At 71.3% G+C, this 23,700-nt stretch carries 23 protein-coding genes; 9 read left to right on the plus strand and 14 right to left on the minus strand.

Annotation, left to right across the window (positions count from 1 at the left end; all coding sequences use genetic code 11):
• The first annotated feature begins 29 nt into the window (after positions 1-29).
• The 3 genes from AB0I81_RS14495 to AB0I81_RS14505 all read left to right on the plus strand — a co-directional run bounded on the left by AB0I81_RS14495 (position 30) and on the right by AB0I81_RS14505 (position 4,101).
• On the plus strand, positions 30-1,346 hold the full coding sequence (locus AB0I81_RS14495; RefSeq protein ID WP_360655657.1) for a helix-turn-helix domain-containing protein: 1,317 nt from the start codon (positions 30-32) through the stop codon (positions 1,344-1,346).
• 43 nt (positions 1,347-1,389) lie between these two features.
• On the plus strand, positions 1,390-2,322 hold the full coding sequence (locus AB0I81_RS14500; protein WP_360655660.1) for a nucleoside hydrolase: 933 nt from the start codon (positions 1,390-1,392) through the stop codon (positions 2,320-2,322).
• Positions 2,323-2,439: 117 nt separating this feature from the next.
• Positions 2,440-4,101, plus strand: a complete 1,662-nt coding sequence (locus AB0I81_RS14505) for an alpha-amylase family protein (protein WP_360655663.1) — start codon at positions 2,440-2,442, stop codon at positions 4,099-4,101.
• A gap of 160 nt (positions 4,102-4,261) precedes the next feature.
• Here the strand turns inward: AB0I81_RS14505 and AB0I81_RS14510 are convergent, their stop codons facing one another.
• A complete protein-coding gene (locus tag AB0I81_RS14510; protein ID WP_360655666.1) occupies positions 4,262-4,864 on the minus strand; it encodes a TetR/AcrR family transcriptional regulator in 603 nt (200 codons plus the stop codon).
• 69 nt (positions 4,865-4,933) lie between these two features.
• On the opposite strand from AB0I81_RS14510, the gene AB0I81_RS14515 reads away from it, so the two are divergent.
• Positions 4,934-5,689: an alpha/beta fold hydrolase gene (locus AB0I81_RS14515; RefSeq protein WP_360655669.1), complete on the plus strand. Its 756-nt coding sequence runs from the start codon at positions 4,934-4,936 to the stop codon at positions 5,687-5,689.
• Here the strand turns inward: AB0I81_RS14515 and AB0I81_RS14520 are convergent.
• The 4 genes from AB0I81_RS14520 to AB0I81_RS14535 all read right to left on the minus strand — a co-directional run bounded on the left by AB0I81_RS14520 (position 5,686) and on the right by AB0I81_RS14535 (position 9,549).
• Positions 5,686-6,426, minus strand: a complete 741-nt coding sequence (locus tag AB0I81_RS14520; RefSeq protein ID WP_360655672.1) for a cytochrome d ubiquinol oxidase subunit II — start codon at positions 6,424-6,426, stop codon at positions 5,686-5,688. The genes AB0I81_RS14515 and AB0I81_RS14520 overlap by 4 nt on opposite strands.
• Before the next feature lie 10 nt (positions 6,427-6,436).
• Positions 6,437-7,690 (minus strand): cytochrome ubiquinol oxidase subunit I, encoded by a 1,254-nt coding sequence (locus AB0I81_RS14525; protein ID WP_360655675.1) that lies wholly within the window; start codon positions 7,688-7,690, stop codon positions 6,437-6,439.
• Between the two features lie 96 nt (positions 7,691-7,786).
• Entirely contained in the window at positions 7,787-8,455 is a 669-nt protein-coding gene (locus AB0I81_RS14530) for a response regulator transcription factor (RefSeq protein WP_360655678.1), read from the minus strand.
• On the minus strand, positions 8,452-9,549 hold the full coding sequence (locus AB0I81_RS14535; RefSeq protein ID WP_360655681.1) for a sensor histidine kinase: 1,098 nt from the start codon (positions 9,547-9,549) through the stop codon (positions 8,452-8,454). The genes AB0I81_RS14530 and AB0I81_RS14535 overlap by 4 nt, the downstream gene beginning before the upstream one ends.
• A gap of 95 nt (positions 9,550-9,644) precedes the next feature.
• Between AB0I81_RS14535 and AB0I81_RS14540 the strand changes: the two genes are divergently transcribed.
• Positions 9,645-9,866, plus strand: coding sequence for a hypothetical protein (locus AB0I81_RS14540; protein ID WP_360655684.1), 222 nt, complete (start codon positions 9,645-9,647; stop codon positions 9,864-9,866).
• 25 nt (positions 9,867-9,891) lie between these two features.
• On the opposite strand, the gene AB0I81_RS14545 is transcribed toward AB0I81_RS14540, so the two are convergent.
• On the minus strand, positions 9,892-10,794 hold the full coding sequence (locus AB0I81_RS14545; RefSeq protein WP_360655687.1) for an acyl-CoA desaturase: 903 nt from the start codon (positions 10,792-10,794) through the stop codon (positions 9,892-9,894).
• 191 nt (positions 10,795-10,985) lie between these two features.
• On the opposite strand from AB0I81_RS14545, the gene AB0I81_RS14550 reads away from it, so the two are divergent.
• On the plus strand, positions 10,986-11,870 hold the full coding sequence (locus tag AB0I81_RS14550) for a phosphotransferase (protein WP_360655690.1): 885 nt from the start codon (positions 10,986-10,988) through the stop codon (positions 11,868-11,870).
• On the opposite strand, the gene AB0I81_RS14555 is transcribed toward AB0I81_RS14550, so the two are convergent.
• Positions 11,871-14,819, minus strand: coding sequence for a BTAD domain-containing putative transcriptional regulator (locus AB0I81_RS14555; protein WP_360655693.1), 2,949 nt, complete (start codon positions 14,817-14,819; stop codon positions 11,871-11,873).
• Between the two features lie 74 nt (positions 14,820-14,893).
• Between AB0I81_RS14555 and AB0I81_RS14560 the strand changes: the two genes are divergently transcribed.
• On the plus strand, positions 14,894-15,115 hold the full coding sequence (locus tag AB0I81_RS14560; protein WP_360655696.1) for a helix-turn-helix transcriptional regulator: 222 nt from the start codon (positions 14,894-14,896) through the stop codon (positions 15,113-15,115).
• Positions 15,116-15,133: 18 nt separating this feature from the next.
• Here the strand turns inward: AB0I81_RS14560 and AB0I81_RS14565 are convergent, their stop codons facing one another.
• Positions 15,134-16,072: a beta-ketoacyl-ACP synthase III gene (locus tag AB0I81_RS14565; RefSeq protein ID WP_360655699.1), complete on the minus strand. Its 939-nt coding sequence runs from the start codon at positions 16,070-16,072 to the stop codon at positions 15,134-15,136.
• A 174-nt stretch (positions 16,073-16,246) separates the two neighbouring features.
• On the opposite strand from AB0I81_RS14565, the gene AB0I81_RS14570 reads away from it, so the two are divergent.
• Complete coding sequence (locus tag AB0I81_RS14570; RefSeq protein ID WP_360655702.1) at positions 16,247-16,942, plus strand: TetR/AcrR family transcriptional regulator; 696 nt, start codon at positions 16,247-16,249, stop codon at positions 16,940-16,942.
• On the opposite strand, the gene AB0I81_RS14575 is transcribed toward AB0I81_RS14570, so the two are convergent.
• From AB0I81_RS14575 to AB0I81_RS14585, 3 genes are read right to left on the minus strand one after another with little or no spacing between them, the layout of a single operon-like run.
• Positions 16,896-17,108, minus strand: coding sequence for a hypothetical protein (locus AB0I81_RS14575; RefSeq protein WP_360655705.1), 213 nt, complete (start codon positions 17,106-17,108; stop codon positions 16,896-16,898). The two genes, AB0I81_RS14570 and AB0I81_RS14575, sit on opposite strands and share 47 nt — an antisense overlap.
• A gap of 37 nt (positions 17,109-17,145) precedes the next feature.
• Complete coding sequence (locus AB0I81_RS14580) at positions 17,146-17,496, minus strand: nuclear transport factor 2 family protein (RefSeq protein WP_360655708.1); 351 nt, start codon at positions 17,494-17,496, stop codon at positions 17,146-17,148.
• A gap of 3 nt (positions 17,497-17,499) precedes the next feature.
• Positions 17,500-17,817: a DUF3140 domain-containing protein gene (locus AB0I81_RS14585; RefSeq protein WP_360655711.1), complete on the minus strand. Its 318-nt coding sequence runs from the start codon at positions 17,815-17,817 to the stop codon at positions 17,500-17,502.
• Positions 17,818-18,208: 391 nt separating this feature from the next.
• On the opposite strand from AB0I81_RS14585, the gene AB0I81_RS14590 reads away from it, so the two are divergent.
• The gene (locus AB0I81_RS14590) at positions 18,209-20,167 is read left to right on the plus strand and encodes an alpha-amylase family glycosyl hydrolase (RefSeq protein ID WP_360655714.1); all 1,959 of its coding nucleotides are present in this window, start codon (positions 18,209-18,211) and stop codon (positions 20,165-20,167) included.
• 98 nt (positions 20,168-20,265) lie between these two features.
• Here AB0I81_RS14590 and AB0I81_RS14595 read toward each other — a convergent pair whose 3' ends face one another.
• The 3 genes from AB0I81_RS14595 to AB0I81_RS14605 all read right to left on the minus strand — a co-directional run bounded on the left by AB0I81_RS14595 (position 20,266) and on the right by AB0I81_RS14605 (position 23,650).
• On the minus strand, positions 20,266-21,282 hold the full coding sequence (locus AB0I81_RS14595) for a LacI family DNA-binding transcriptional regulator (RefSeq protein ID WP_360655717.1): 1,017 nt from the start codon (positions 21,280-21,282) through the stop codon (positions 20,266-20,268).
• Between the two features lie 89 nt (positions 21,283-21,371).
• Positions 21,372-21,641, minus strand: coding sequence for a sulfurtransferase TusA family protein (locus tag AB0I81_RS14600; protein WP_360655720.1), 270 nt, complete (start codon positions 21,639-21,641; stop codon positions 21,372-21,374).
• A gap of 20 nt (positions 21,642-21,661) precedes the next feature.
• On the minus strand, positions 21,662-23,650 hold the full coding sequence (locus tag AB0I81_RS14605) for a sensor histidine kinase (protein WP_360655723.1): 1,989 nt from the start codon (positions 23,648-23,650) through the stop codon (positions 21,662-21,664).
• Positions 23,651-23,700: the final 50 nt, after the last annotated feature.

The raw sequence follows: 23,700 nt of genomic DNA on the forward strand, positions 1-23,700 counted from the left end.
CCTGCGACACAATGGCGGCAGGAGGGACGATGGCCATCAAGAGTGACATCAGCGAAAGCCGGATATCTACGGACATCGTGCGAACACTCAGGTCGGGCATCGGCCGGGTCTCCGAAGAGGTGATCGAGGAGATCCAGGCCCGCATCCCCGAGTACGCCCGGCCATCGGACGAGGTCTACATCAAGGTCGTACGCATGGCGGTCGAGCAGGCCATCGAGGGCTTCCTCGACCGCATCGAAAGTCCGGACGCCCCCTGGGATCCGGAGCCGTTCCGCATGATCGGCAAGGGGGAGGCGGCCGAGGGCCGCAACCTGGAGCCGCTGCAGGCGGCGATGCGGCTCGGCGCCCGGGTGGGCTGGCGGCGTCTGACGGAGATCGCCGAGCCGCTCGGCCTGACCCCGCAGGCCCTGTACTGCGTGGGCGATGCCATCTTCGTCTACCTGGACCAGCTCGCCGACGCCGCCACCGAGGGCTTCGAGGAGGCCAGGGCGCGCGCCGCCGGTGAGATCGAACGCCGCCGTGGCCGCCTGCTCGACCTGGTGCTCAGCCACCCGCCCGCCAGCCCCGACGCCATCGCCGACCTCGCCAAGGCGGCCGGCTGGCGACTGCCGAGAACGGTCGCCTGCGTCGCCCTGGACGACCAGCCCGGAGGCGGTCGGATGGGCGGGGATGACCGACCCGGAGGCGGTCGGACGGGTGTGGATGACCGGCCCGGAGGTGGCCGGACGGGTGTGGATGACCGGCCCGGAGGTGGCCGGATGATGGGTGCGGATGACCGGCGCCGCCTGCCACGGGTGCCTCCGTTGCCGCCCGACGTGCTCGCCGGACCCGGACGTCCCCAGCCGTGCCTGCTGGTGCCCGACCCGGCCGGTCCCGGGCAGGCCCAGATGTTGCGGCACGCGCTGCGCGGCCACCGGGCGGCCATCGGGCCCGCCGTGCCGCTGGGCTCGGCCGCGACCTCGCTGCGCTGGGCAGGCGAGGCGCTGGAGCTGTCGCGCCGGGGCGTGCTGCCCGGCGGCCTGCTGAGCTGCGCGGACCACATGGCCACACTGGTGGTCTTCAAAGACGAGGAGCTGGTCAGCGCGCTGGCCGAGGTCCGCCTGGCGCCCCTGGCCCACCTGCGGCCCACACAGCAGGACCGGCTGGCCGAGACGCTGCTGGCCTGGCTGCGGCACGGGCGCGGGGCGGGGGAGGTGGCCGCCAACCTGCACGTGCATCCACAGACCGTGCGCTACCGGCTGCGTCAGCTGGAAGAGCTGTACGGCGACCAGCTCACCGACCCCGACATCCGGTTCGAGCTGGAGATCGCGCTACGGGCCAGACAGGCGGTCATCACGGGCCGCTGAGCCACTCCGCACTCACCCGGTCATCGATCTATAACATGGACCGATGCCGACACCGGTGATACTCGACTGCGACCCGGGACACGACGACGTCTTCGCGATCTGGCTGGCGGCCGGCGACCCCGAGATCGACCTGCGCGCCATCACCACGGTCGGCGGCAACGGCAAGCTCGCCCACACCACATACAACGCCAGGGTGGTGACGGACCTGGCCGGCATCGCGGGGGTGCCGATCTCGGCGGGCGCCGACAGCCCCATGGTGCGGCTGCTGGCGCCGGCCGAGTGGATCCACGGCGACAACGCGCTCGGCGGACCCGAGCTGCCGCAGCCCGCCGTGGCGGCCGACCCGCGCACGGCCGTCGAGCTCATCAGGGACACGCTCGACGAGGCCGGGCAGCCGGTGACGATCGTGGCCACCGGGCCGCTGACGAACATCGGCATGTTCGCGCGGATCCACCCCGACCGGCTGCCCCTGATCAAGGAGATCGTCTGGATGGGCGGCTCCACGGGCCGGGGGAACGTGACCCCGTACGCGGAGTTCAACGCCTGGACCGACCCCGAGGCCGCCGCCATGGTCCTCGGCACCGGGCTGCCGTTCACCATGATCGGCCTGAACGTCACCCACCAGGTCCTCGTCACGCCCGGGGTGATGTCCAGGCTCGGCGCCATCGGCAACAGGACGGCCGCCTTCGGCGTGGAGCTGCTGAACTACTTCAACTCCACGTACGAGACCGACCAGGGCATGCCGCAGGCCCCGCTGCACGACCCCGTGGCGGTGGCGCTGGTGGCCAGGCCGGGGCTGGTGTCGACCGTGCGCACCAGACTCGACATCGAGCTGCGCGGCACCGAGACGGCCGGCGCGACCAGCGTGGACCTGCTCGGCAAGCTGAAGCGCCCGCCCAACGCGAGCGTGGCCACCGGCGTCGACATCGAGGGCTTCTGGGGACTGGTCGAGGACGCGATCCGCGCGCTGGCATGAACGCTGGTGGATGAGGACGCGATCCGCGTGCCGGCGTGAGGGGGTGGATGGGGACGCGATTTGCGTGCCGGCGTGAGCGGTGTGGATGAGGCGCGCCGCTTGGGGTAGCGGGAGCGGATGCGACTGACGTACACCTCCGACGTCTGGCACAAGAACGCCGTCGTGTACTGCCTCGACGTGGAGACGTTCAAGGACGGCAACGGCGACGGCGTGGGCGACTTCCGCGGGCTCACCCAGCAGATCGACTATCTCGCGGGGCTCGGCGTGACCTGCCTCTGGCTCATGCCGTTCTTCCCGACCCCGGGCAAGGACGACGGTTACGACATCACCGACTTCTACTCCATCGACCCACTATTGGGCACGCTCGGCGACTTCGTGGAGTTCATGCGCACCGCGCACGACCGCGGCCTGCGGGTGATCGCCGACCTCGTCGTGAACCACACCTCCGACCAGCATCCCTGGTTCGTCGAGGCGCGCTCCGGCCGGGACTCGCCGCGCCGCGACTGGTACGTCTGGTCCGACGAGCCGGAGCCGGACAACAAGGACCAGATCATCTTCCCGGACAAGGAGACCAGCGTCTGGGAGTACGACAAGGGCTCGGAGCAGTACTACCTGCACAGCTTCTACCGGCACCAGCCGGACCTCAACGTGGGAAACCCCGAGGTCAGGGACGAGATCGCGCGCATACTCGGGTTCTGGATGGAGCTGGGGTTGTCGGGGTTCCGGGTGGACGCCGTGCCGTTCCTCATCGAGAACGTCAACCCCCAGCTGGCCGAGCCGCACGAGTTCCTGGCGGATCTGCGGGCGTTCATGACGCGGCGCAACGGCGGGGCGATCCTGCTTGGGGAGGTGAACGTGCCGTACCCGGATTTGGTGCGATATTTCGGGGACGGGCTGGGCGACCAGATCACCATGTGCTTCGACTTCATCGGCATGCAGCGGGCCTGGTTGTCGATGGCCCGTGGGGAGGCCGCGCCCCTGGCCGAGGCCCTGCGCGAGCGTCCCAAGCCGCCCAAGGACTGCCAGTGGGCCATGTTCCTGCGCAACCATGACGAACTGACCCTCGACAAGCTGACCGAGGACGAGCGGCAGGAGGTCTTCGCGGCCTTCGGGCCGAGCGAGGACATGCAGATCTACGGGCGCGGGCTGCGCCGCCGCCTGCCGACGATGCTCGGCGGGGACCTGCGGCGCGTCAAGATGGCCTACAGCCTGCTGTTCTCGCTGCCGGGCACGCCCGTGATCTTCTACGGCGAGGAGATCGGGATGGGCGAGAACCTGGAGGAGGAGGGCCGGATGGCGGTTCGCGTGCCGATGCAGTGGTCGCCGGACGGCGGCTTCAGCCAGGCCGAGCCGGTACGCGAGATCCCGGGCGGCGCCTTCGCTCCCGACCGGGTGAACGTGGCCGACCAGAAACGCGACACCGACTCGCTGCTGCGCTGGTTCCAGCTCCTGATCGAGCGTTACCGGGAATGCCCCGAGCTGGCCTGGGGCGAGTGCACGGTGCTGGACACCGGGCATCCGGCGGTCTTCGCGCACCGCTGCGACGCCGACGGCGCCACGGTGGTGGTCGCGCACAACCTCGGGGAGACCGCGCAGGACGTGGAGCTGCGGCTGGACGGGCTGGACCGCTACGAGCTCACGGACCTGCTGGTGGACGGGACGCTGAAGGTCTCGGACGACGGCCTGGCCCGGCTGGAGCTGGGCCCGCACGGCTGCCGCTGGCTGCGCGCCTCACCCCCGGAGATCCCGCCGGAGGACGCCTCGGTGAAGGCCCACTGAGGGAACCCGCTGGGCTTCCCGCAGGTCCACTGAGGGACCCCGCAGGCCCGTTGAGGGACCCCGCTGGACTCCCCGCAGGGCCCGCTGGACTCTCCGCAGGGTCCGCCGGGCTTCCCGCAGGGCCCACTGGGGCCCTGCCGTGAGACCCCGTCGTCTCCTGTCAGTGCCTGCTGACAGGAGACGACGGCCAGGCGGACATGGCGAAGGTGGCGATGGCGAGCAGGTCAGTGTGCGAGGCGCCGTCGCGCGACTGCGTGGACATGCCCTGGATCACCGAGGCGTAGAACGTCGCCAGCCCCGCCGCGTCGGTCCCGGCCGGCAGCCTGCCCGCCGCCACGTCGTCGTCGATCCGCCGCCGCAGCGCCGCCTTGGCCTCCTCCCTGAAGTCCCGCAGCAACGCCTCCACCTCAGCGGATTCAGGGCCGCAGTTCACCGCCGCGGTGATGATCAGGCAGCCGGACGGGTGATCGGGGCTGGCGTACTCGGCGGCGGCCTCCCGCAGCACCCGCTCGATCGCCGCGCGCCCCGTGGGCTCCTCGGCCAGCGCCAGGGTGGTGAAGGCGCCGTAGGTCTCCTGGTAACGCCGCACCGCCTCCTCGAACAGCCGCCGCTTGTCCCCGAAGGCGGCGTACAGGCTGGGTGGCCTGATGCCCATCGCGGTGGTCAGCTCCGCGACCGAGGTCGCCTCGTAGCCGTGCCGCCAGAACGCGAGCAGCGCGCTCTCCAGCGCCGCCTCCCTGTCGAACGCCCGTTGCCTGGCCATGGCGCCATTCTATAGCGATCGCTATGCTATTGTTTTGTATCGATCGCTAAAGAAAGAGGTCACGTCATCATGCCCACGGCCACGTACGACGGCGGCACTGTTCACTACCGCAGAGAGGGCAGCGGCCCCGGCCTGGTCATGGTGCACGGCACCGGCGGCGACGCCGTCACCAACTACGCCCACCTCGTCCCCGGCCTCGCCGACCTCCGCACCGTCATCACCCCCGACTACGCCGGCAGTGGCCAGACCTTCGACCCGGGCGGCGACCTCAGCCTCGACCTGCTCGCCGGTCAGGTCGCGGCCGCGTTCGAGGGCCCGTCCGACCTCGTCGGGTTCTCGCTGGGCGCGATCGTCGCGGCCCGGATCGCCGCGACGCGGCCCGAGCTGGTCAGGCGGCTGGTGCTGATCGCCGGCTGGACCCATCTGGCGGACTCGCGGCTGGAGCTGGGGCTGCGTACGTGGGCCAGGCTCGCGCGGACCGACCCCGAGAGCTTCGCCGCGTACGGGCCGCTCGTGGCGTTCAGCCCGGGATTCGTGAGCTCGATCGGCACGCCGGCCCTGATGGCGGGCGAGCCGCCGCGCGGCACGCTCCGCCAGATCGAGCTGGATCTGCGCGTGGACATCAGAGACCTGCTGCCGAAGATCACCGCGCCCACCCTGGTCATCGGCAACACCCAGGATCACCTGATCCCCGTCGAGCACGCCCGTGCGCTGCACGCGGCCATCCCCGGCAGCGAGTACGCCGAACTGGACAGCGGCCACGTGGTCCTGCACGAGCGTCCGGCCGAGACCACGGCGCTGATCAGGGAGTTCATCGACCGCTAGAGGTAGGAGGGGCCGGTCACCCGGTGCCGGAACGTCCACCAGACCCACGCCTGGGACGCGACCAGGAACGGGATCAGCGTCAGGACGACCGGCACCAGCAGCGGCCCCGACGTGCCGGCCTCCAGCGGCAGCCGGAGCCCCGCCAGCAGCCCGACCGCCACCAGCGCCGCCGTGGTAAGCGCGTACATGCGCGCCTCCCCGGCGCCGCCGGTGAGCACGGCCGCCCGCGCCCGCAGTGTCCCGCGCAGCCGCAGCGCCGCGAACGTCAGCCCGTGCGTGAGGAACAGCGCGGCCGGCACCAGCGCGCCCAGCACCACCACCGGGCCCTGCATGCCGAGCAGCACATGGGTCAGCAGCAGGCCCCAGCACAGCGCCAGCCCCCAGCTCCCGGCCACGATCGCGCCGTCCCAGAACGCCTGCCACCGTGCCCCGGGCACCCGCCCGCGCAACCACAGCCCCATGTCACGCACGACCCAGGCCACCAGCAGCGTCACGATCAGCGCGTAGTTGCCGTGCAGCAACTCGCCCTCCAGCTGGGGAAAGAGCCCGGCCAGCACGCCGCCGGCGGCCACCAGCCACACCTCGTTGCCCAGGAAGAACGGCGCGATCGCGGCGATCACCTCGCGGCGCTCGCCGACCGAGCGCCCCAGGTACGGCAGCGCCATGCCGACCCCGATGTCGGCGCCGCCCAGCACGAGGTAGCCGAGCGTGAAGAAGGCCAGGATGAAGATCTCCATGGAGGGCTCCTCAGAAGGTGGGGGCGGGAACGGGGACCTCGATCGGCCGGTCGCCCAGCATGACCGCGTCCGGCCCGCGCCTGGCCTGCCTGGCCAGCAGCCAGTAGTTGACCGCGACCAGCACCGCGAACACCGTGACGAACGCGGTCAGCGAGAAGATCATCTGCCCCTCGGTCACCGGCGACATGGCGTCGGAGGTCTTGAGCAGCCCGTACACGGCCCAGGGCTGGCGGCCGACCTCACGGAACATCCAGCCGGCCAGCATGGCGACGAACGGCACCGGGATCATCAGCGTCAGCAGCCAGTGCCACAACCTGAACCCGCGTACCACGGGCCGGAAGAACATGAGCAGGCAGCTCAGCCCGGACACGAACATCAGCACCGCGAACAACAACAACATGGTGAGGCCGCTCGCGTACACCAGCCCGGCGGGCGGCAGGTAGTCGCCCGGCCCGAACCTGGCCACCATCTCCGCCTGCGCGGCGGCCAGCCGCTCGGCGTCGTTCACCCACGCGGCGATCTTCGTGGGCTGCATGGTCTCGAAGCTGATCCCGCCGAACGTCGCGGTGACGAAGACGGCGGGCAGCGCCACGCCCATCCCGATCCGCAGCGACTTGCGGAACAGGTCCTGCTCGGGGGTGCGCTTACGCAGGTGGTACGCGCTCACCCCGGCCATGAAGAACCCGCCGGCGACCATCGCCCCGCCCATGATGTGCCAGAACGCCACCTGCGCCGCCGGGTTGGCCACCATCGCGCCGAAGTCGGTCAGCCGCAGCCGTTGCCCGCCCTCCAGCACGTGGCCGACCGGGTTCTGCAGGAAGCCGTTGGCGATCATGATCCAGAACGCCGACACGTACGCGGTCAGCGTCACCACCCAGATCAGCGCCAGGTGCGCCCACCGGTTCAGCTTGTTCCAGCCGAAGATCCACAAGCCCAGGAACGTGGACTCGACGAAGAAGGCCACCAGCGCCTCGATCGCCAGCGCCGAGCCGAAGACGTCGCCCGCGTACTCGGTGAGCCCGCTCCACGACAGCCCGAGCTGGAACTCCATCACGAGCCCGGTGACGATGCCCATCGCGTAGTTGATGATGTAGAGCTGGCCCCAGAACCGCGTCATCCGCACGTGCACGGGGTTGCCGCCGAACGTCGCCCGGGTCTGCACGACCGCGACCAGCGTGGCCAGCCCGAGCGTCAGCGCCACGAACAGGAAGTGCGCGCCGGCGGTGAGCGCGAACTGCAGGCGGGCGAGGTCTTCGATCTGCATGCTCCGACCATCCCGGTACGGCTGCGCCCACCGCGTCATGCGCGGGCGTGCACCCGTCGTACATCCCGGGTCGCATGCGGCCCGTCGGCGTACGACTCAGGGGGTAAGCCAGCCCGGAGTGATCATGCCCGCCTCGTATGCGATCACCACGAGCTGCGCCCTGTCGCGCACCGCCAGCTTGGTCATGATGCGGCTGACGTGCGTCTTCGCGGTGGCGGGGCTGAGCACGAGGCGGGCCGCGATCTCGTCGTTGGACAACCCGCCGGCCACCAGGCCCATGACCTCCCGTTCGCGCTCGGTCAGCGCGTTCAGCCGGGGGCCCGGCTCGGGCCGCTTGACCCGGCCGGCGAACTCCGCGATCAGCCGCCGCGTGATCGAGGGCGCGATCAGCGCGTCGCCCCTGGCCACGACCCTGACCGCGTGGATCAGCTCGGCGGGCTCGGTGTCCTTGACCAGGAAGCCGCCCGCCCCCGCGCGCAGCGCGCCGTAGACGTAGTCGTCCAGGTCGAACGTGGTCAGGATGATCACCTTGACGCCGTCCAGCGCGGGGTCGCCGGCGATGCGCCGGGTGGCCTCCAGGCCGTCGAGTTCGGGCATGCGGATGTCCATGAGCACCACGTCAGGGCGGTGCTCGCGGGCTCCGGCGACCGCCTGCTCGCCGTTGGCGGCCTCGGCCACCACCTCGATGTCGTCCTCGTCGCTCAGGATGGACCGGAAACCGGCCCGTACCAGGTTCTGGTCGTCGGCGAGCAGCAAGCGGATCATCGGGCCCCGTTCATCGGCTGGGTCAGTGGCAGGCGGGCGGCGACGCGGAAGCCGCCCTCGGGGCGCGGGCCCGCCTCCAGGGTGCCGCCGAGCGCGGCCGCGCGTTCCCGCATGCCCTGCAGGCCGAAGCCGCTGCCGCCGTCGTAGGAGGCGCCCGGCCCATTATCTTCCACGCTGATGATGATATTTCCGGATGTGTTGGTGATCGTGAGGGATGCCTTGTTCGTACCTGAGTGGCGGGAGACGTTCGTCAGGGACTCCCTGACGATGCGGGCGGCGGCCAGGTCCACCTCGGTCGGCACGGCGTCCAGCGGGCCCGACAGCTCCGTGCGTACCTCCAGCCCCGACGCCGCGACCAGCGCCTCCACCCGGGCCAGGCTGTCGGCCGGCGTGGTCGGCGCGTCCTCGTCCACCTGGCGCAGCACCCCCAGCGTGGTACGCAGCTCGCGCAGCGTCTCCTTGCTGGTGTCCTTGATCGTCCGCAGCGCCGACTCGGCGTCCTCCGGCCGCTTCTTGAGCCCGTGCAACGCCGCGGACGCCTGTACGTTGATCATGGAGATGTTGTGGCCGAGCACGTCGTGCAGCTCCCTGGCGATCCGCAGCCGCTCCTCGCTGGCCCGCCGCCGCGCCTCCTCCTCCTTGGTCTGCACCGCGTCCAGCGCGTGCTGTCTGGCCTCCTCCAGGTACGCGCGGCGGTTGCGGGTCACGCCGCCGAACGCGATGGCCGACACCACCCATCCGGCGATCATCAGGAACGCGCCGTCGTCCACGTGCCTGACCTCGCCGATCTCCCCGATCCCCATGCCCAGCAGGGCCAGCGCGCCCGTGGTGATGGCCGCGGTGAGGTGGCCCAGGTCGGCGGCGGTGTAGAGAGCGACGAACACGAGCGCGATGATCGGCCCGTCCAGCCTGGCCAGCGGATAGTACGCGGACAGCGAGAGCACCACGACGATCAGCGCGGTCACCGGGTAGCGCCGCCGCGCGAGCAGGGCGACGCACGCGATCAGCGGTAACACGAAGTCGAGCGTGTTCAGCGGGACGGGGCGCAGCCAGTAGATGAGGACGTTGGACGACAGTGCGACGGCAACGATCACGAGAGACACGGTCGTGCTCGTCGAGGGCCTGCGCATGGCTCCCATTCTTATCCGTCCGCGCATATGACGGTTAATTCGCTGGGTAGTGCCTATGAATGAGCACAAAGGATGAACTGCGGCAGGTCGAAGAGGATCTGGCCCGGTTGCGTGCCGAGAACCAGGAAGTTCGCGACCAGATCCGCGACATGGGTGCGACCGACCAGGTGGAGATCTCGGCGGTGATCAGCCAGGCGGACGAGCAGGACGAGCTGATCGCCGGCCTGGAACGCCGCCGCGACGGCCTGGTCCGGCGGCTGGAGGAGGAGGGCGCCCGGTGACAGGCGCCCAGGGATTCCGGGAGGCTCAGCGCAGGGGCTCGCCTACCTCGTGCAGGTGTTTCAGGGCTTGGCCGTAGGACTCGATCAGGCCGGTCTGCAGGTAGTCGACGCCGATCTCCTGGCAGTAGCGCTCGACGATCGGCTGCGCCTTACGCAGGTTGGGGGCCGGCATGTGGGGGAAGAGATGGTGCTCGATCTGGTAGTTGAGCTGGCCGAGCGCCACGTCGGTGAACAGGTTGCCGCGCACGTTGCGTGACGTCAGTACCTGCTTGCGCAGGAAGTCGAGCTTGTCCTCCTTGGTCAGTACCGGCATCCCCTTGTGGTTGGGTGCGAACGTACAACCGAGGTAGACCCCGAACAGTCCCTGGTGGATGGCCAGGAACAGCAGCGCCTTGCCGAACGGCAGGATCGTGAAGACCAGGCCGAGGTAGAGCGCGAAGTGCGTGACGAGCAGGCCCAGCTCCAGCCACCGCCGCTTGGCCGTGGGCTCGAACAGCGCCTTGACGCTGGCCACGTGAAGGTGCCAGGCCTCCAGCGTGAGCAGCGGAAAGAACCAGAAAGCCTGATATTTCGCGATGAAACGCGGCAGCCCGGTGACCCGCCGCGCCTGTTCCTGCGACCATACGATCACCGCGGGGGAGACGTCGGGATCGTGGTCCTCGTGGTTGGGGTTGGCGTGGTGCTTGTTGTGCTTGGTGTTCCACCAGCCCCAGCCGAGCCCGACACCGAAGTTGCCGATGATCAGGCCGGCGATGTCGCTGGGGCGGCGCGTCCTGAAGACCTGACGGTGACCGAGGTCGTGGGCGAGGAAGCCGAGCTGGGTGAAGACCACGGCCAGCACGACCGCCATGAGCATCTGCCACCATGAGTCGCCGATCCAGGCGAACAGGGCCCAGCAGCCGAGGTAGACGATGGTGGCGATGGTCATCCGCACGGCGTAGTAAACGGGACGCCGGTCGAGAAGGCCGGCGTCCGTGATTCGATGGGCTAGTCGGGCGAAGTCACTCCCCCGAGTATCGATGCTGCCGGGACTGGCCACTGGTCTCCTTATCTAGCTGTGCAAGGTTGCCCTAACCTTGGCGCATCCGCCGCCAAACCGGAAGCACGTACTGTGGCGGAGTGATCTATGTCAACACACCTCTTACCCCTGAGATCCGGGAGGCCGCCGCTGCGACCTGGGGCGTAGGGGGCGAAGGCGAACGTCTGTACGGGGGCGAGGAGTCCGCCGCATATCGGCTCGACGGCCATGTGATCAGGGTCGGCCCCGAGGGCCGCCCCGCCTCCGAGTCGGAGTGGTGCCACAGTATCGCCCGCCACGCCGCCGCCACCCTCCCCGAGGCCGTCGCGCCCCTGCTCACCCCTGAGGGCACGACCGTCGTCGTCGTGGCCGGGCGGCCCATCTCCTGCTGGCCGTACGTCGAGGGCTCCTGGCCCGACTCGGACGTCCCCGCGCAGCGCGTCGCGGGCGCCCGCCTGCTGGCCAGGCTGCACCGCACCCTGGCCGCCTTCGACCCGGGCCCGCGCCCGGCGCCCGCCCTCCAGGAGTCCGGCCTGTACGGCGACCCGCCCCAGGACGCCGCCGAACTGGCCGACCCCGACCTCGACCGCTGGCTGGCCGCCTTCCACGCCCGCCATCCCCTCCGCCACCCGCTGCACGGCGACTACTACACCGGCAACACCCTGGCCAGGGACGGCGAGATCGTGGCGGTCCTCGACTGGGACGAGACCTTCGTGGGCGCGCCCGAGCTGGAACTGGCCGCCGCCGCCCTGGAGTGGGGCGACGACCGGACCGGGCCGAGCGCCGAGTTCGTCGCCGCCTACCACGAGGCGGGCGGTACGGCGACTCCGCTGGATGAGGAGTCGCTGGCCCAGCTCGTCCGGCACAAGCTGCGCAGGGAGTACGCCTACTTCCACAAGGCGGTGGGCGCCGGGGTGGTGCATGACGAGGAGGACCTCGAATACCACCAGGCCAGAATCGCCCTCTTCCACCGCCTCCGCCCCTGATCACCTCCGGGTGGGGAGCCGGTCCAGTGCGTGTCTTTCCGGGTGGGGGATCGCCGCGCCCTTTCCGAGCGCCGCCTGGAAGGCGTCCGGGCCCAGAGCCCGTACACACCTGGCCGCCAGGTCGTTGACGTGTGGATCGGCGGACTCGCCGATCCCGCGCAGCGCCCGCGCCGCCCCCAGCAGCTCGGCCGCGGCCGGCGCCGGCAGGTGCTCGGCCACGCCCTCCAGCACGGTCGCCCGCACAGTCCGGTCGGAGCAACCGTCCATCAGCTCCAGCGCCCGGCCCAGAGGCCCGGCCGGCTCATCGCACACCCTGGCGAACTCCACCCTCATCAACGCCCTGAACTGCGCGGACTCCTCTACATCCAGCGCCATGGCCGCCTCCAGCAGCCGCCTGGCCTCGCCCAGGTCACCGATGCGCCGCGCCAGCTCGGCCCTGGCCACCATCACCCTGGCGACGAGCCCCTGATCCCCCGCCCGCCCAGCCACCGCCCACGCCTGATCTCGCGCACGCCCATCCGCCCCCCGCGCCTGATCCCGCATCCGCCCATCCTCCGCCCAGGCCCGATCCCGCACCCGGACGGCCGCCACCCACGCCCGATCCAGCGTCCGCGCGGCCCCGGCGTGATCGCCCGCCCGGCCCTTGAGCTGTCCGAGCCGCAGCAGGAACGTCATCGGCCCCAGCGGCGTCTCCAACCCGGACAACTCGGCCGCCAATCGCTCGGGCTCCTCGGCCAGCGCGACGGCCGCGGCGAAGTCCCCCCGGTTCTCCGCCACCAGCGACAACCAGTACAGCGCCGCCCACTGCCCCCACCGGTCACCGGCCGCGCGGAACCCGGCCAGCGCCGGCTCCAGCAGATCCTCCGCCCCCGCCACGGTCCCGTACTCGAACCGCACGATGCCCGCCACCAGCAGCGCCGACGACCTGACCCACGGATCGGGATGGTCACGCAGCCGGTCCAGGCCGCGCTCGGTGAGCCGGATCACCTCGTCGGCCGGGAGCAGGACGACGCCCAGCGCCCACGAGTTCAGCGCCGCCGGATGGTCGGACTCGCGTACGACCTCGGTCAGCTCCCCACGCGACAGCGCCACGCACAGCCCGTGCGCCAGCTCCCGCCCCTGCGGCGCCACCTCACCCACCCTGGCCAGCACCGCCGCCGCCTGCTCACCCATCTCCCGCCACCGGCCGCGCACGATCCAGGGCCACAGCAGCGGCAGGATGAGCCTGAGCGGATCATCGGAATGCCGCAGCGCCGCGTCCAGGTTGCCGCGCTCGGCATCCAGCCGCGCCAGCCAGACGAGCTGATCGCCGGTACGCAGGTGCGGCTCGGCGCTCTCGGCCAGCTCGGTGTAGTAGCGGGCGTGGGCCTGCCGCCGCCCGGGAAGGTCGGCGGCGGCGTACTGCCTGATGGTCTCCAGCATCGTGTAGCGCTCACCGGAGACCGCGATGAGCGATTTGTCCACCAGCGAGGAGAGCAGCTCCAGGTCGCCGCCGCAGACCCGGGAGACGGCCTCGTACGTGGCGCCGCCGGAGAACACCGTCAGGCCCCGCAGCAGCTCCCGCTCGCCCTCCGACAGCAGGTTCCAGCTCCAGTCGATGACCGCGCGCAGCGTGCGGTGCCGCGGCTCCGACGTGCGCCCGCCACGGAAGGCCAGCCGGTCGCCGAGCTGCGCGACCAGCACGGACATGGGCATCGTACGCAGCCGCGCGGCGGCCAGCTCGATGGCCAGCGGGATGCCGTCCAGCTCACGGCAGATCCGCGCCGCCTCCTCGCGCGACACCACCAGCTCCGGCCTGGCCGCGGCGGCCCGGTCCGCGAACAACTCGGCCGCCGGGCCTTCGGGCAGCGGCAGCACCTGGTGCAGGCGCTCGCCCGGGATGTCCAGCGGCTCCCTGCTGGTGGCCAGGATCCGCAGGCCCGCCAGCTCCGACAGCAGCCATCGCGCCACCCGCGCGGCGTCCTCGATCACGTGCTCGCAGTTGTCCAGCACGATCAGCGGAGAACTGCCGCGCAACGCCGCCACCAGGTCGGTCGCCTTGAACACACCCTCAACCGCCGCCCGCACGTCCGTGACGGCGGCCAGCTCGACCAGCCACACGCCGTCGGGAATGTCCAGCCCGGCGGCAGTCTCCACGGCCAGCCGCGTCTTGCCCGCCCCGCCCGGTCCCGCCAGCGTGACCAGCCTGGACTCCCGCAGCGACCGCCGTACCCGCGCGACGTCCTCGGCTCGCCCCACGAAGCTCGTGAGCCGCGCGGGCAGGTTGCCCTTCGGGACCGGCGCCGCCTCCCGCAACGCCTCCAGGTGCGCCTGACGCAACTCGGGTCCGGGATCGACTCCCAGCTCCGCCGCCAGGGCGGCCCTGATCCGCTCGAAGAGCGCCAACGCCTCGGCCCGCCGCCCCTCGGCGGTCAGCGCCCGCATGAGCAACGCATGGAACGGCTCCCGCAACGGCAGCGCCGCGACCAGCCCCTCCAGCTCCGCCACGACCTCGCCCGTACGCGCTTCGAGGTCGGCCGCGATCCGGCTGGCCAGGGCCGTGAGCCGCAGTTCCTCCAGCCGCGCCGCGGGACCCGCCGAGAAGGGCAGCCCGGCCGCGTCGGTCAGCGCCTCGCCCCGCCAGAGCGTCAGCGCCCGGTGTACCTCACCGTCGCGCACCAGCCGCTCGAACGCCCACGCGTCCACCTCGCCGGGCGGCACGTCGAGCGCGTAACCGGCGGGATGGGAGGAGATCATCCCGGGAGCCTCCCTGCGCGCCCTGGACACCAGGGACTGCAGCGCCGCCGTCGGATGCGCGGGCGGGTCACCCGGCCACAGGTCGTCGATCAGCCGATCGGCCGTCACCACCCGCCCAGGATCGAGCGCCAGCCGCACCAGCAGCGCACGCACCCGCGCCCCGCCGATCTCGCGCCCCGCGACCCGCAGCGGCCCCAGAATCCCGACCCGCATCCACCCTCCACGACCACGCGCCGGCTCCACAGTAACCCCGCCCACCCAACCGCTCAGGCGGGCGTGCCGCCGGCTTGACGGCAGCCTATGAGCTGGGCAGGACCGTGCGGACGATGCGGGAGGAGCGGGGCTGGAGCCAGAATGACCTGGCACGCGAGGCGGGGATGGCCCAGTCGGCGGTGGCACGGTTCGAGGCGGGTGGAACCGTGCCGACGTTGCCGGTCCTGGGTCGGCTCGCGAGTGCCCTGGACGCGGAGATGGAAGTACCTCTGACGCCCCGCGCCTCCGCGGCCTGAGCGGGCGATGGCCTGGGGTCAGGGGCAGCGGACCACCATGCCCGCGTAGCTCAGGTTGCCGCCGAAGCCGAACAGCAACATCGGGGCGCCCTGCGCCACCTGTCCGCGTTCCAGCAGCTTGGCCAGGGCCAGCGGTACGCTCGCGGCCGAGGTGTTGCCCGACTCAACCACGTCCCGCGCGACGATGGCGTTGACCGCGCCCATGCGTTGCGCGATGGGCTCGATGATGCGCAGGTTCGCCTGGTGCAGGACCACCGCCGCCAGGTCCTCCGGCCGTACGCCGCCGCGCTCGCAGGCCCGCCGCGCGATCTCCGGCAGCCGGGTGGTGGCCCAGCGGTACACGTTCTGGCCGTCCTGAGAGAAGCGGGTGGGGGTGCCCTCGATCCGTACGGCCAAGTTCAGCTCCGGCATCGAACCCCACACGACGGGCCCGATCTCCGCCTCCTCGCAGGCGCTCACCACGACCGCCCCCGCGCCGTCGCCGGTCAGCACGCACGTGGTCCTGTCGGTCCAGTCGGTCACCGCGGTCATCATGTCCGCCCCGACGACCAGCGCGTTCGTGGCCGCGCCGGCCCGGATGGCGTGGTCGGCCTGGGCCAGGGCGTGGGTGAAGCCCGAGCACGAGACGCCGACGTCCATCAGGGCGGCGGACGGCACGCCGAGCCGGGCCGCGACGTGGGAGGCGACGTTCGGGGCGCGTTCGGTCTGGGTGCAGGTGGCGATCATGACGAGGTCGATGTCGGACGCCTCCAGCCCGCTGCCGGCCAGCGCCTTGCCCGCGGCGTGGGTGGCCAGGTCCGCCACGCTCTCGCCGTCCTCGGCCACATGTCTGGTACGAATGCCGACCCGCTTGCTGATCCACTCGTCGCTGGTGTCCACCATGGCCGCCAAGTCATCATTTGTCAGGACTTTTGCGGGTTGGTAGTGGCCTGTGGCGACAAGTCGTGATCCATTCATGGGCGGACTATAGCAACCGATCGTTCGGACGCTATGTTGGCGACATGAACGCAGAGTTGCCGGTCGGGATCATCGCATGAGCCCGCGCAGGCCCGTCACCGACGGTGCTCGAAGCATGAGCGCGCGCAGGCCCGTCACCGACGGTGCTCGGAGCATGAGCGCGGTGCTCGAAGCATGAGTCCGCGCCGGTCGGTCGCCGACGCGCTGGGCACGCGGGCGGCGATCCTCGACCGCTCGGTCGCCCTGGCCTCCGTGGAGGGGCTCGAAGGGCTGACCATCGGGCGCCTGGCCACCGAGCTGGCCATGAGCAAGTCGGGCGTGCTCGGGCACTTCGGCTCCAAGGAGGCCCTGCAGCTCGCGGTGCTCGACCGGGCCGGGCAGATCTTCCGTGCCGAGGTCTGGGAGCCCGCCCTGCCCGCCGCGCCGGGGCTGGCCCGGCTGCGGGTGCTCTGTGAGGCGTGGATCTCCTACCTGGAGCGTCGGGTCTTCCCCGGGGGCTGCTTCTTCGTGGCCGCGGCGCACGAGTTCGACGGCCGGCCGGGGGCGGTGCGGGACGCGGTGGAGGCCCGGTTCGACGCCTGGCGGGAGCGGCTGGGCAAGGAGGCCCGCCGGGCCGTGGAGGCGGGGGAGTTGTCCGCGGGTACGGATCCTGGGCAGCTCGTGTTCGAGTTGCTCGGGCTGGTCATGGCGCTGAACCACGCCATCCAGCTTCATGGCGACCAGAGGGCGACCGCCCACGCGCGCCGTGGCGTACAGACGCGCCTTGGGCTTGAGGAAGGGCGGCCTCCCAGGAGGCGCCGCGGGCCCTACTCCGCCGGGGGGATTACTCCGCTGAGAGCCGGTCGAACAGGGCCAGCGCCGCCTGCCTGACCTCTTCTGGCGACACCCCGTCCAGCGTCTGCCTGGCGTCGGCGATGTCGCGGGTGGTGGCCAGGGTGATGGCCACCGACGAGGCGGCGGCGCGGTCGATCGATCCCGTCGGGGCGGCGTCGGCCACTTCCTGTGCGCTCGCGGCGAGGTCGAGGTTGTCTCTCAACGGATCTCCTCGGGTGAAGACGGTTCGGCCCATTGCATCACTTGGCATCGTGCCGCATCCACCATTCGGTGAATTCCCGGCATCGCCCGTCGGGAGCGAACCGTATCACCCACAGGTTGCTGTAGGTGTTGTCGGAGTACGTGGTGACCCCCTGGATGACGCTCACGTCCTCGGTCACGGACACCGGATGCCACTCGAAGGTGGCCTCACCAGGCTTGTCCGCCCGTCCCAGCCACTGCGAGACGATGTCGTCGCGCCCGTGCCACGGAGAGCTGTACGGCTCGGTGTAGTACACCGCGTCCTCCGTGAACAGGGCGGCGATGTCGTCGGGATCGTTGGAGTTCCACGCGCGCACGTACCCCTCGATCCACGGCTGTGGCTGGACCATCGCCTATCCTCTCAACGGATCATGCCCCACGGACATGAGCTCGCGCCGCGACTCGTCGTCAGTGCGGTCGCCCATGGTCTCGACGAGCTCCACGACCTGGCTCATCACCTCGATGTCGGTCTTGGTGAGGTCGCCCTTCCGTTTGCTCAGCACATGCAGCACGCCCCGGCCGAGCTCGTCGATTCCCAGGTCGGGGTCGGGCGGGAAGCCCTCTTCCGAGGAGGCGTCGGCGAGCAGGTAGGCCCGCAGTTCCTCGGAGTTCATGTTTACCGAGCGGTGAAAGGATTCCCACAACAGGTCGGTGTCGAAACCGTCAGTCATAACGCCCGCCTACCCGTCACGTCCCACGTTACGCACCTGCGGGGGTCAGGCCCGTCATCCACGCCGTCGGCGAGTTCGGCGACCGCGCGGCTCGGCCATGGGTCACGCTTTGCCGTATTTCTCATCTCATTTAGGTATGGACGTACTCAGGACACCCCCTCCGCACTCGGTACATGATGAAGCCGCCTCAGCGCGGGGGACGCGGGGGCGGCTTCACGGGGGGATGCCGCGAGGAGGGGACGGCACGTGTCAGGGGCCGGGGCTGGCGGTCTGCCAATCGCGACCCCAGCCCGTGGCACGTGCCGGACGGGGTCCCGCGACCCGTGGACCCAGGGTTCTCCCCAGGGTGGTCCCAGAGGCGGGCGCGGCGTGGCCGCCGTACCGTCACGACGTGAGCGACGACTTACTTCCCGACGTGCTGAGCCGGCGCGAGAGCGCGTTCCTGCTGTGGCGGCCCGCGGTGGCCGACCCCGCGCCCAGACTCGTGATCGGACGCTTCCAGCCCGGCAACCCGCCGAGCCTGGCGGACGAGCGCGCCATCGCGCTCGTCCCCGAGACCCCCGACCTGTGGACGGTGGCCGCCGCCTCGTGCGAGCTGGCCGACGGGCAGGTCTACCACTACTGGTACGAGGTCACCGACAGCCGTCCCGGCGGTCCCGGGCGGCGGCTGCGCCGTACCGATCCGTTCGCCACCACGGTGGACTGGCGGCTGCTGTCCCCACCCCTCGATCCTCCGTACGGCGGCCACGACCGCTGGCCCGCCGCGGTGATCATGTGGCGGGACGGCAGGCTGGTGACCTGCGACCCCGGCGGCCAAGTGCCCACCTGGGCACGTGAGGTGCCGGCCGACGAGCTGCCGCCCAACAACCAGACCGTCTACTACAAGCTGCCCGCCGCCTGGTCGCGGCGCTCGGCCGAGGGCGGCGTCGAGGTGGCCGCCGGGACATTCAGGGACGTCATGGCGCTGGTGGACCAGGAAGCGGCGCCGGCCAACTTCCGTGGCGTGGCCGCGCTCGCCCCCGGCCGCTCCCACCTCGGCGAGCTCGGCGCCACCACGCTGGAGCTCACCCCGGCGGCCGACAGCTGGACGGTACGCGAGTGGGGCTACGCCACCAGCAACTACTTCGCCCCCGACCACGACCTCGGCTTCCCGCGCGGCAACTCCACGCCCACCCCGAACGGCGACCTGGCCGCCCTGACCGCCGCCTGCCACCGGCGGGGCATCAGGGTCGGGTACGACGCGGTGATGGCCTTCGGCCAGCGGGACCCGTACCGGGAGATCAACTACCTGGACTTCCACGTACGGGAGGGCGCGGGCGACCCGGAGGAGGACGCCCGCTCGGGCTTCGGCGGCGACCTGTTCAAGTACAACTACCAGGTCGAGGGCTACGACCCGGTGAGCGGGAAGATCGAGCGGCAGGTGCCCGCCCGGCAGTACATGAAGGCGCACATCGCCCAGTGGATCCTGCGCCACCACATCGACTCCATCCGCATCGACAGCGTCAACAACGTCTACAACTGGGACTTCGTGCAGGAGTTCACCGAGTACGCCCGCGCGCTGAGCCGCGCCCCCGCCGACCGTTTCCTGGTCGTGGGCGAGGAGTTGTCCGTCCCGATCGACCTGGTACGCCAGCGCCGCCTGGACGCGTTGTGGAACGAGCGCTTCAAGCACCTGGTGCGCCAGGCCATCCTGGGCGAGGGCGACGACGAGACCGTGCGGTGCGTGATCGACGGCCGCCGGCTCGGCTTCGAGGACGGCGCCCAGATGATCAACTACGTGACCTCGCACGACGTGGAGGGCTTCAGGAACGAGCGGCTGTACGACTTCCTGAACGCCAACGGCGTCCGGCAGACCGAGGAGCGCGTCAAGCTGGCCTTCGCCTGCCTGCTCACGGCGGTCGGGATCCCGATGATCCTGGCGGGGGAGGAGTTCGCCGACCGGCACGACCTGGCGGTGACGCACCCGTCCAAGCAGGTGGACCCGGTCAACTACGACCGGATGGAGGACCCGTGGCGGCGGCGGGTCTTCACGCACGTCTCCCGCCTGGTGAAGCTGCGCCGGCAGGCCCCCGCGCTGGCGGTGAACGACACCGCGTTCATCCACACCGACCTCACCCCCGGCCGGCGGGTGATGGCCTGGCGGCGCGGCGGCCCCGGGCAGGATCCGGTGATCGTGGTGGCCAACTTCTCCGGTTACGCCAGCGGCCCCGAGTACGTCGTCCACGGCTTCCCCGAGGCGCCATGGGGCAGCACGTGGCGCGAGGTGACGCAGGACCGCGTGGTCCCGCCGGAATGGGCGGGCCGGGAGCCCGTCTACCCGTGGGAGGCGAAGGTCTACGCGCTGGAGTGAGGTCTACGCGCTGGAGTGAGGTCTACGCGCTGGAGTGAGGTTTACGCGCTGGAGTGAGGTCTGCGCGCTGGAGTGCGCTCTGCGCGCCGGAGTGCCGGCTATGCCCCGGTGTGGGCGGGGCCGGTGCTGCCGCGTGGCGTGAGGATGGCCGCCTGGTCCTCGAAGGGCGGCACGCTCTGGCCCGCGATCAACGCCAGCAGCCGCTGCGCGGCGTGCGCGCCGTAGGCGGGGATGTCGCGGGTGAGCGCGGTCAGCGGCGGCCGTACGACCTGGGCCAGCGGCGAGTCGTCCCAGGCCACGATGGACAGGTCACGCGGCACCTCCACCCGCATCTCCTGGGCCACCGACAGGCCGGCCACGGCCATGATGTCGTTGTCGTAGACGATGGCCGTGGGCCGGTCGGGCGAGCTGAGCAGCCGCCTGGTGGCCCTGGCGCCCTCCTCGCCGGTGTAGTCGGTGTGCACGATCATGTGCTCGGCCACCCCTTCGCACGCCTGGGCGAACGCCTGGTCGCGCACGGTCGTATGGACCAGCTCCGGCAGCCCGGCCACCCGCGCGATGCGCCGGTGCCCCAGCGCTACCAGGTAGCCGACGGTCTCCCGTACGGCCTCGCCCTCCTCCGACCAGATGGCCGACAACGACCCGGACTCCGACGGATGGCCGATGACCACGACCGGCATGCCGAGCCGCTCCAACTCGGTCACCCGGGAGTCGGAATAGTGCAGGTCCACGAGGAACACCCCGTCGATGCGGCTCTCGCCCCACCAGTGCCGGTAGACCTCGCTCTCCTGCTGGTGGCTGGCCACGACCTGGAGCAGCAGCGCGTAGGAGCGGTCGGCGAGCACGCCCTCGATGCCGCTGATCAGCTCCATGAAGAACGGCTCCACGCCCAGGATGCGGGCGGGCCTGCACAGCGCGAGGCCGACGCAGTTGGCGCGGGCGCCGTTGAGCGCGCGCGCCGCGCTGTTGGGCCGCCAGCCGATCTCGTCGGCGATGGCGATGATCCTGGCCCGCGTCGCCTCCGACACTCCCGGCTGCCCGTTGAGCGCGTAGGAGACCGCCACCTTGGACACTCCCGCCCTGCTGGCGATGTCGGCGATCGTCGGTCGCTTCACGGACTCCCTCTCTGAACCGGATAACCCTCCATACTCTAGGCCACCGGACCTCACCGCCATGGTGCCCACCCCGCCGGGGCGTTAACCGCTTAAGCCGCGTGCCAGGGCCGGGATTCCTGCGTCTCCTTGGCGTCGTCCGACACGCGCAGGGCGTACGTGGGCCGCTGAGAGCCTGCCACCGGCCCGAGGTAGGTGTGTCCGGTCATGTGGCACCACGCCGGCAGGTCCACGGGGGCGGCGGGATCGGTGGCGATCAGGTGGATGACGGCGCCGGGTCCGGCCTCGCGCACGTGGGCGCGCAACTCGATGAGCAACTGCACGCACAACTTGTCGCCGCCGTCGACTACGAGATCAGGCATGGGTATAGGAAACCACCACTTCAAACTGGTTGCGCGGTCAACAGGGGCAACATGGCCTCGACGCGGGTGCCCGCGCCCGGCCGGCCGGTCACGACGCAGATTCCGCCCAGCTCCGCCGCCCGCTCGCGCATCGAGCCCAGCCCCACGCCCGCGCGGTGCGACTCGGGCAGCCCCTTGCCGTCGTCCTCGACCAGCACCCGCAGCACCGCCCGCTCCCGCTCCAGCACCACCATGGCCCGCGACGCCTCGGCGTGCCTGCGGATGTTGGTGAGCGACTCCTGGACGATGCGGTAGACGGCCACTTCGACGGCCGCGGGCAGGTCCTCCAGGTCGCCCTCGACCCGTACCTCGATCGACTGCCCCGCCAGGTCCTGCACCGCGCGGGCCAGGCCGAGGTCGTCGAGGGCGGGCGGGCGCAGGCCGTACACGAGCTCGCGGACGTCGCTCGTCACGGCGCTCATGCCCGCGTGCAACTCCCGCAGCAGTTCGTCGGCGGCGTCGGGGGAGTTCTTCAGGCTCAGGCGGGCCATGTTGATCGTCATCGCCATGGCGGAGAGGGTCTGGCCGAGGCCGTCGTGCAGGTCGCGGCGCAGGCGGCGGCGCTCCTCCTCCCTGGCCGTCAGGATGCGTTCGCGCGAACGTTGCAGGTCCGCCGCCATCCGGACCGCGTGCGCCACGTCGGCCGCGTACGGCGTCAGCGTGGCCAGCACGCGCTCGTTGTGCGCGGCGGGGAAGCGGCGCGGCCCCGGCGGGCCCACGAGCAGCCGGCCGACCCGCGTACCGTGCCAGACCAGCGGCACCTCCCGGGGCGAGGGGCCGACCCGGCCGCTCTCGACGTGGCGGGGCTCGCCGTCGGCCGCCTCCACGGCCACGCCCTCGACCGCCAGCCCTTCGCGCAACACGCTCACCACCGAGGTCAGCGCCCGTGCGGGGTCGCCGCGGCGCACGGCCTGGGTCAGGCGGTCGGCCAGCACCTCGGGGTCGCCGACCGCGCCGTACAGGAACCGGTCCACGGCCCGCTGCAACGCGCGCCGCAGCGGCTGGAAGAACGCGCCGGCGAACAGCGCGGCGGCGATCCCGGCCAGGTGGTCGTAGCCGGACAACACCAGCCCTGACAGCGCGCCCACGCCGAAGTAGACGGCGCCGACCGCGGCCACCACGCCGGCCGCCACGAAGGCGCGGCTGATCAGGGTCTCGATGCCGTAGAGCCGGTAACGCATCACCGAGTACGCCACCGCGAACGGGATGAGCGCCGTCCACGCGATGGCCGGCCACCGGAACACCGGCCAGAAGACGCTGAGCAGCAGGAGCACGATGTACCCGGAGAACCCGAGCAGCGGCCAGCCGATCTGCCGCCGCCCCACCGGGTCGGCCCGCCGCATCCGCACCAGCAGCGACACCGCCGCCAGCACCATCGCGAGGAAGACCCCCGACCAGCTCACGACCGTGACCACGCCCAGGTACGGGGCCAGCGCCGGCACCCGCATCGGGTTGGGGATGACCCCGGTCGTCCTGACCAGGTAACGCGCGGCCGCGACCGTGAGCGACAGGCAGCCCAGCCACAGGATCGGCCGCCAGCGCCCGGAGGGCAGCCGGCCGTCGGGGGAGTACAGCGGCAGCACCATCGTCAGCAGCAGCCCGCACACCAGCCAGCCGAGCTGCGTCGGCAGCCGCAACCAGCCCGCGAGGAGCGGTTCGCCGTCGGCCGCCGCGCGGTACATCAGCGCGTTGCACAGGTCGCTGACGGCCGCGGCCAGCCCGCCCGCGCACATGAACCAGGCCAGGTTGAGCCGGGGCCGCCGGTAGATGAGGAACGCGCCGACGGCGGGGAAGGTGAAGGCGACGGCGGACTGCGGGGTCACGGTCTCGGAGGGCGTCCACTCGGCGGGCAGTCCCGCCCAGATGAGGATCGCGAAGAGGTTCAGGATCGGCGCGGCCGCCGCCATGACGATGGCGACGGCGACCGCGCCGGTCACTCTGCTGCGGGCGTTCTCGGAGAGTCCGGCCATCGCGCTAGTCCATCTCTGTCCTGGCCCCGCGAAACGGGAGAGGCCAGGAC

Source organism: Nonomuraea sp. NPDC050404 (assembly GCF_040655495.1).
Classification (GTDB): domain Bacteria; phylum Actinomycetota; class Actinomycetes; order Streptosporangiales; family Streptosporangiaceae; genus Nonomuraea.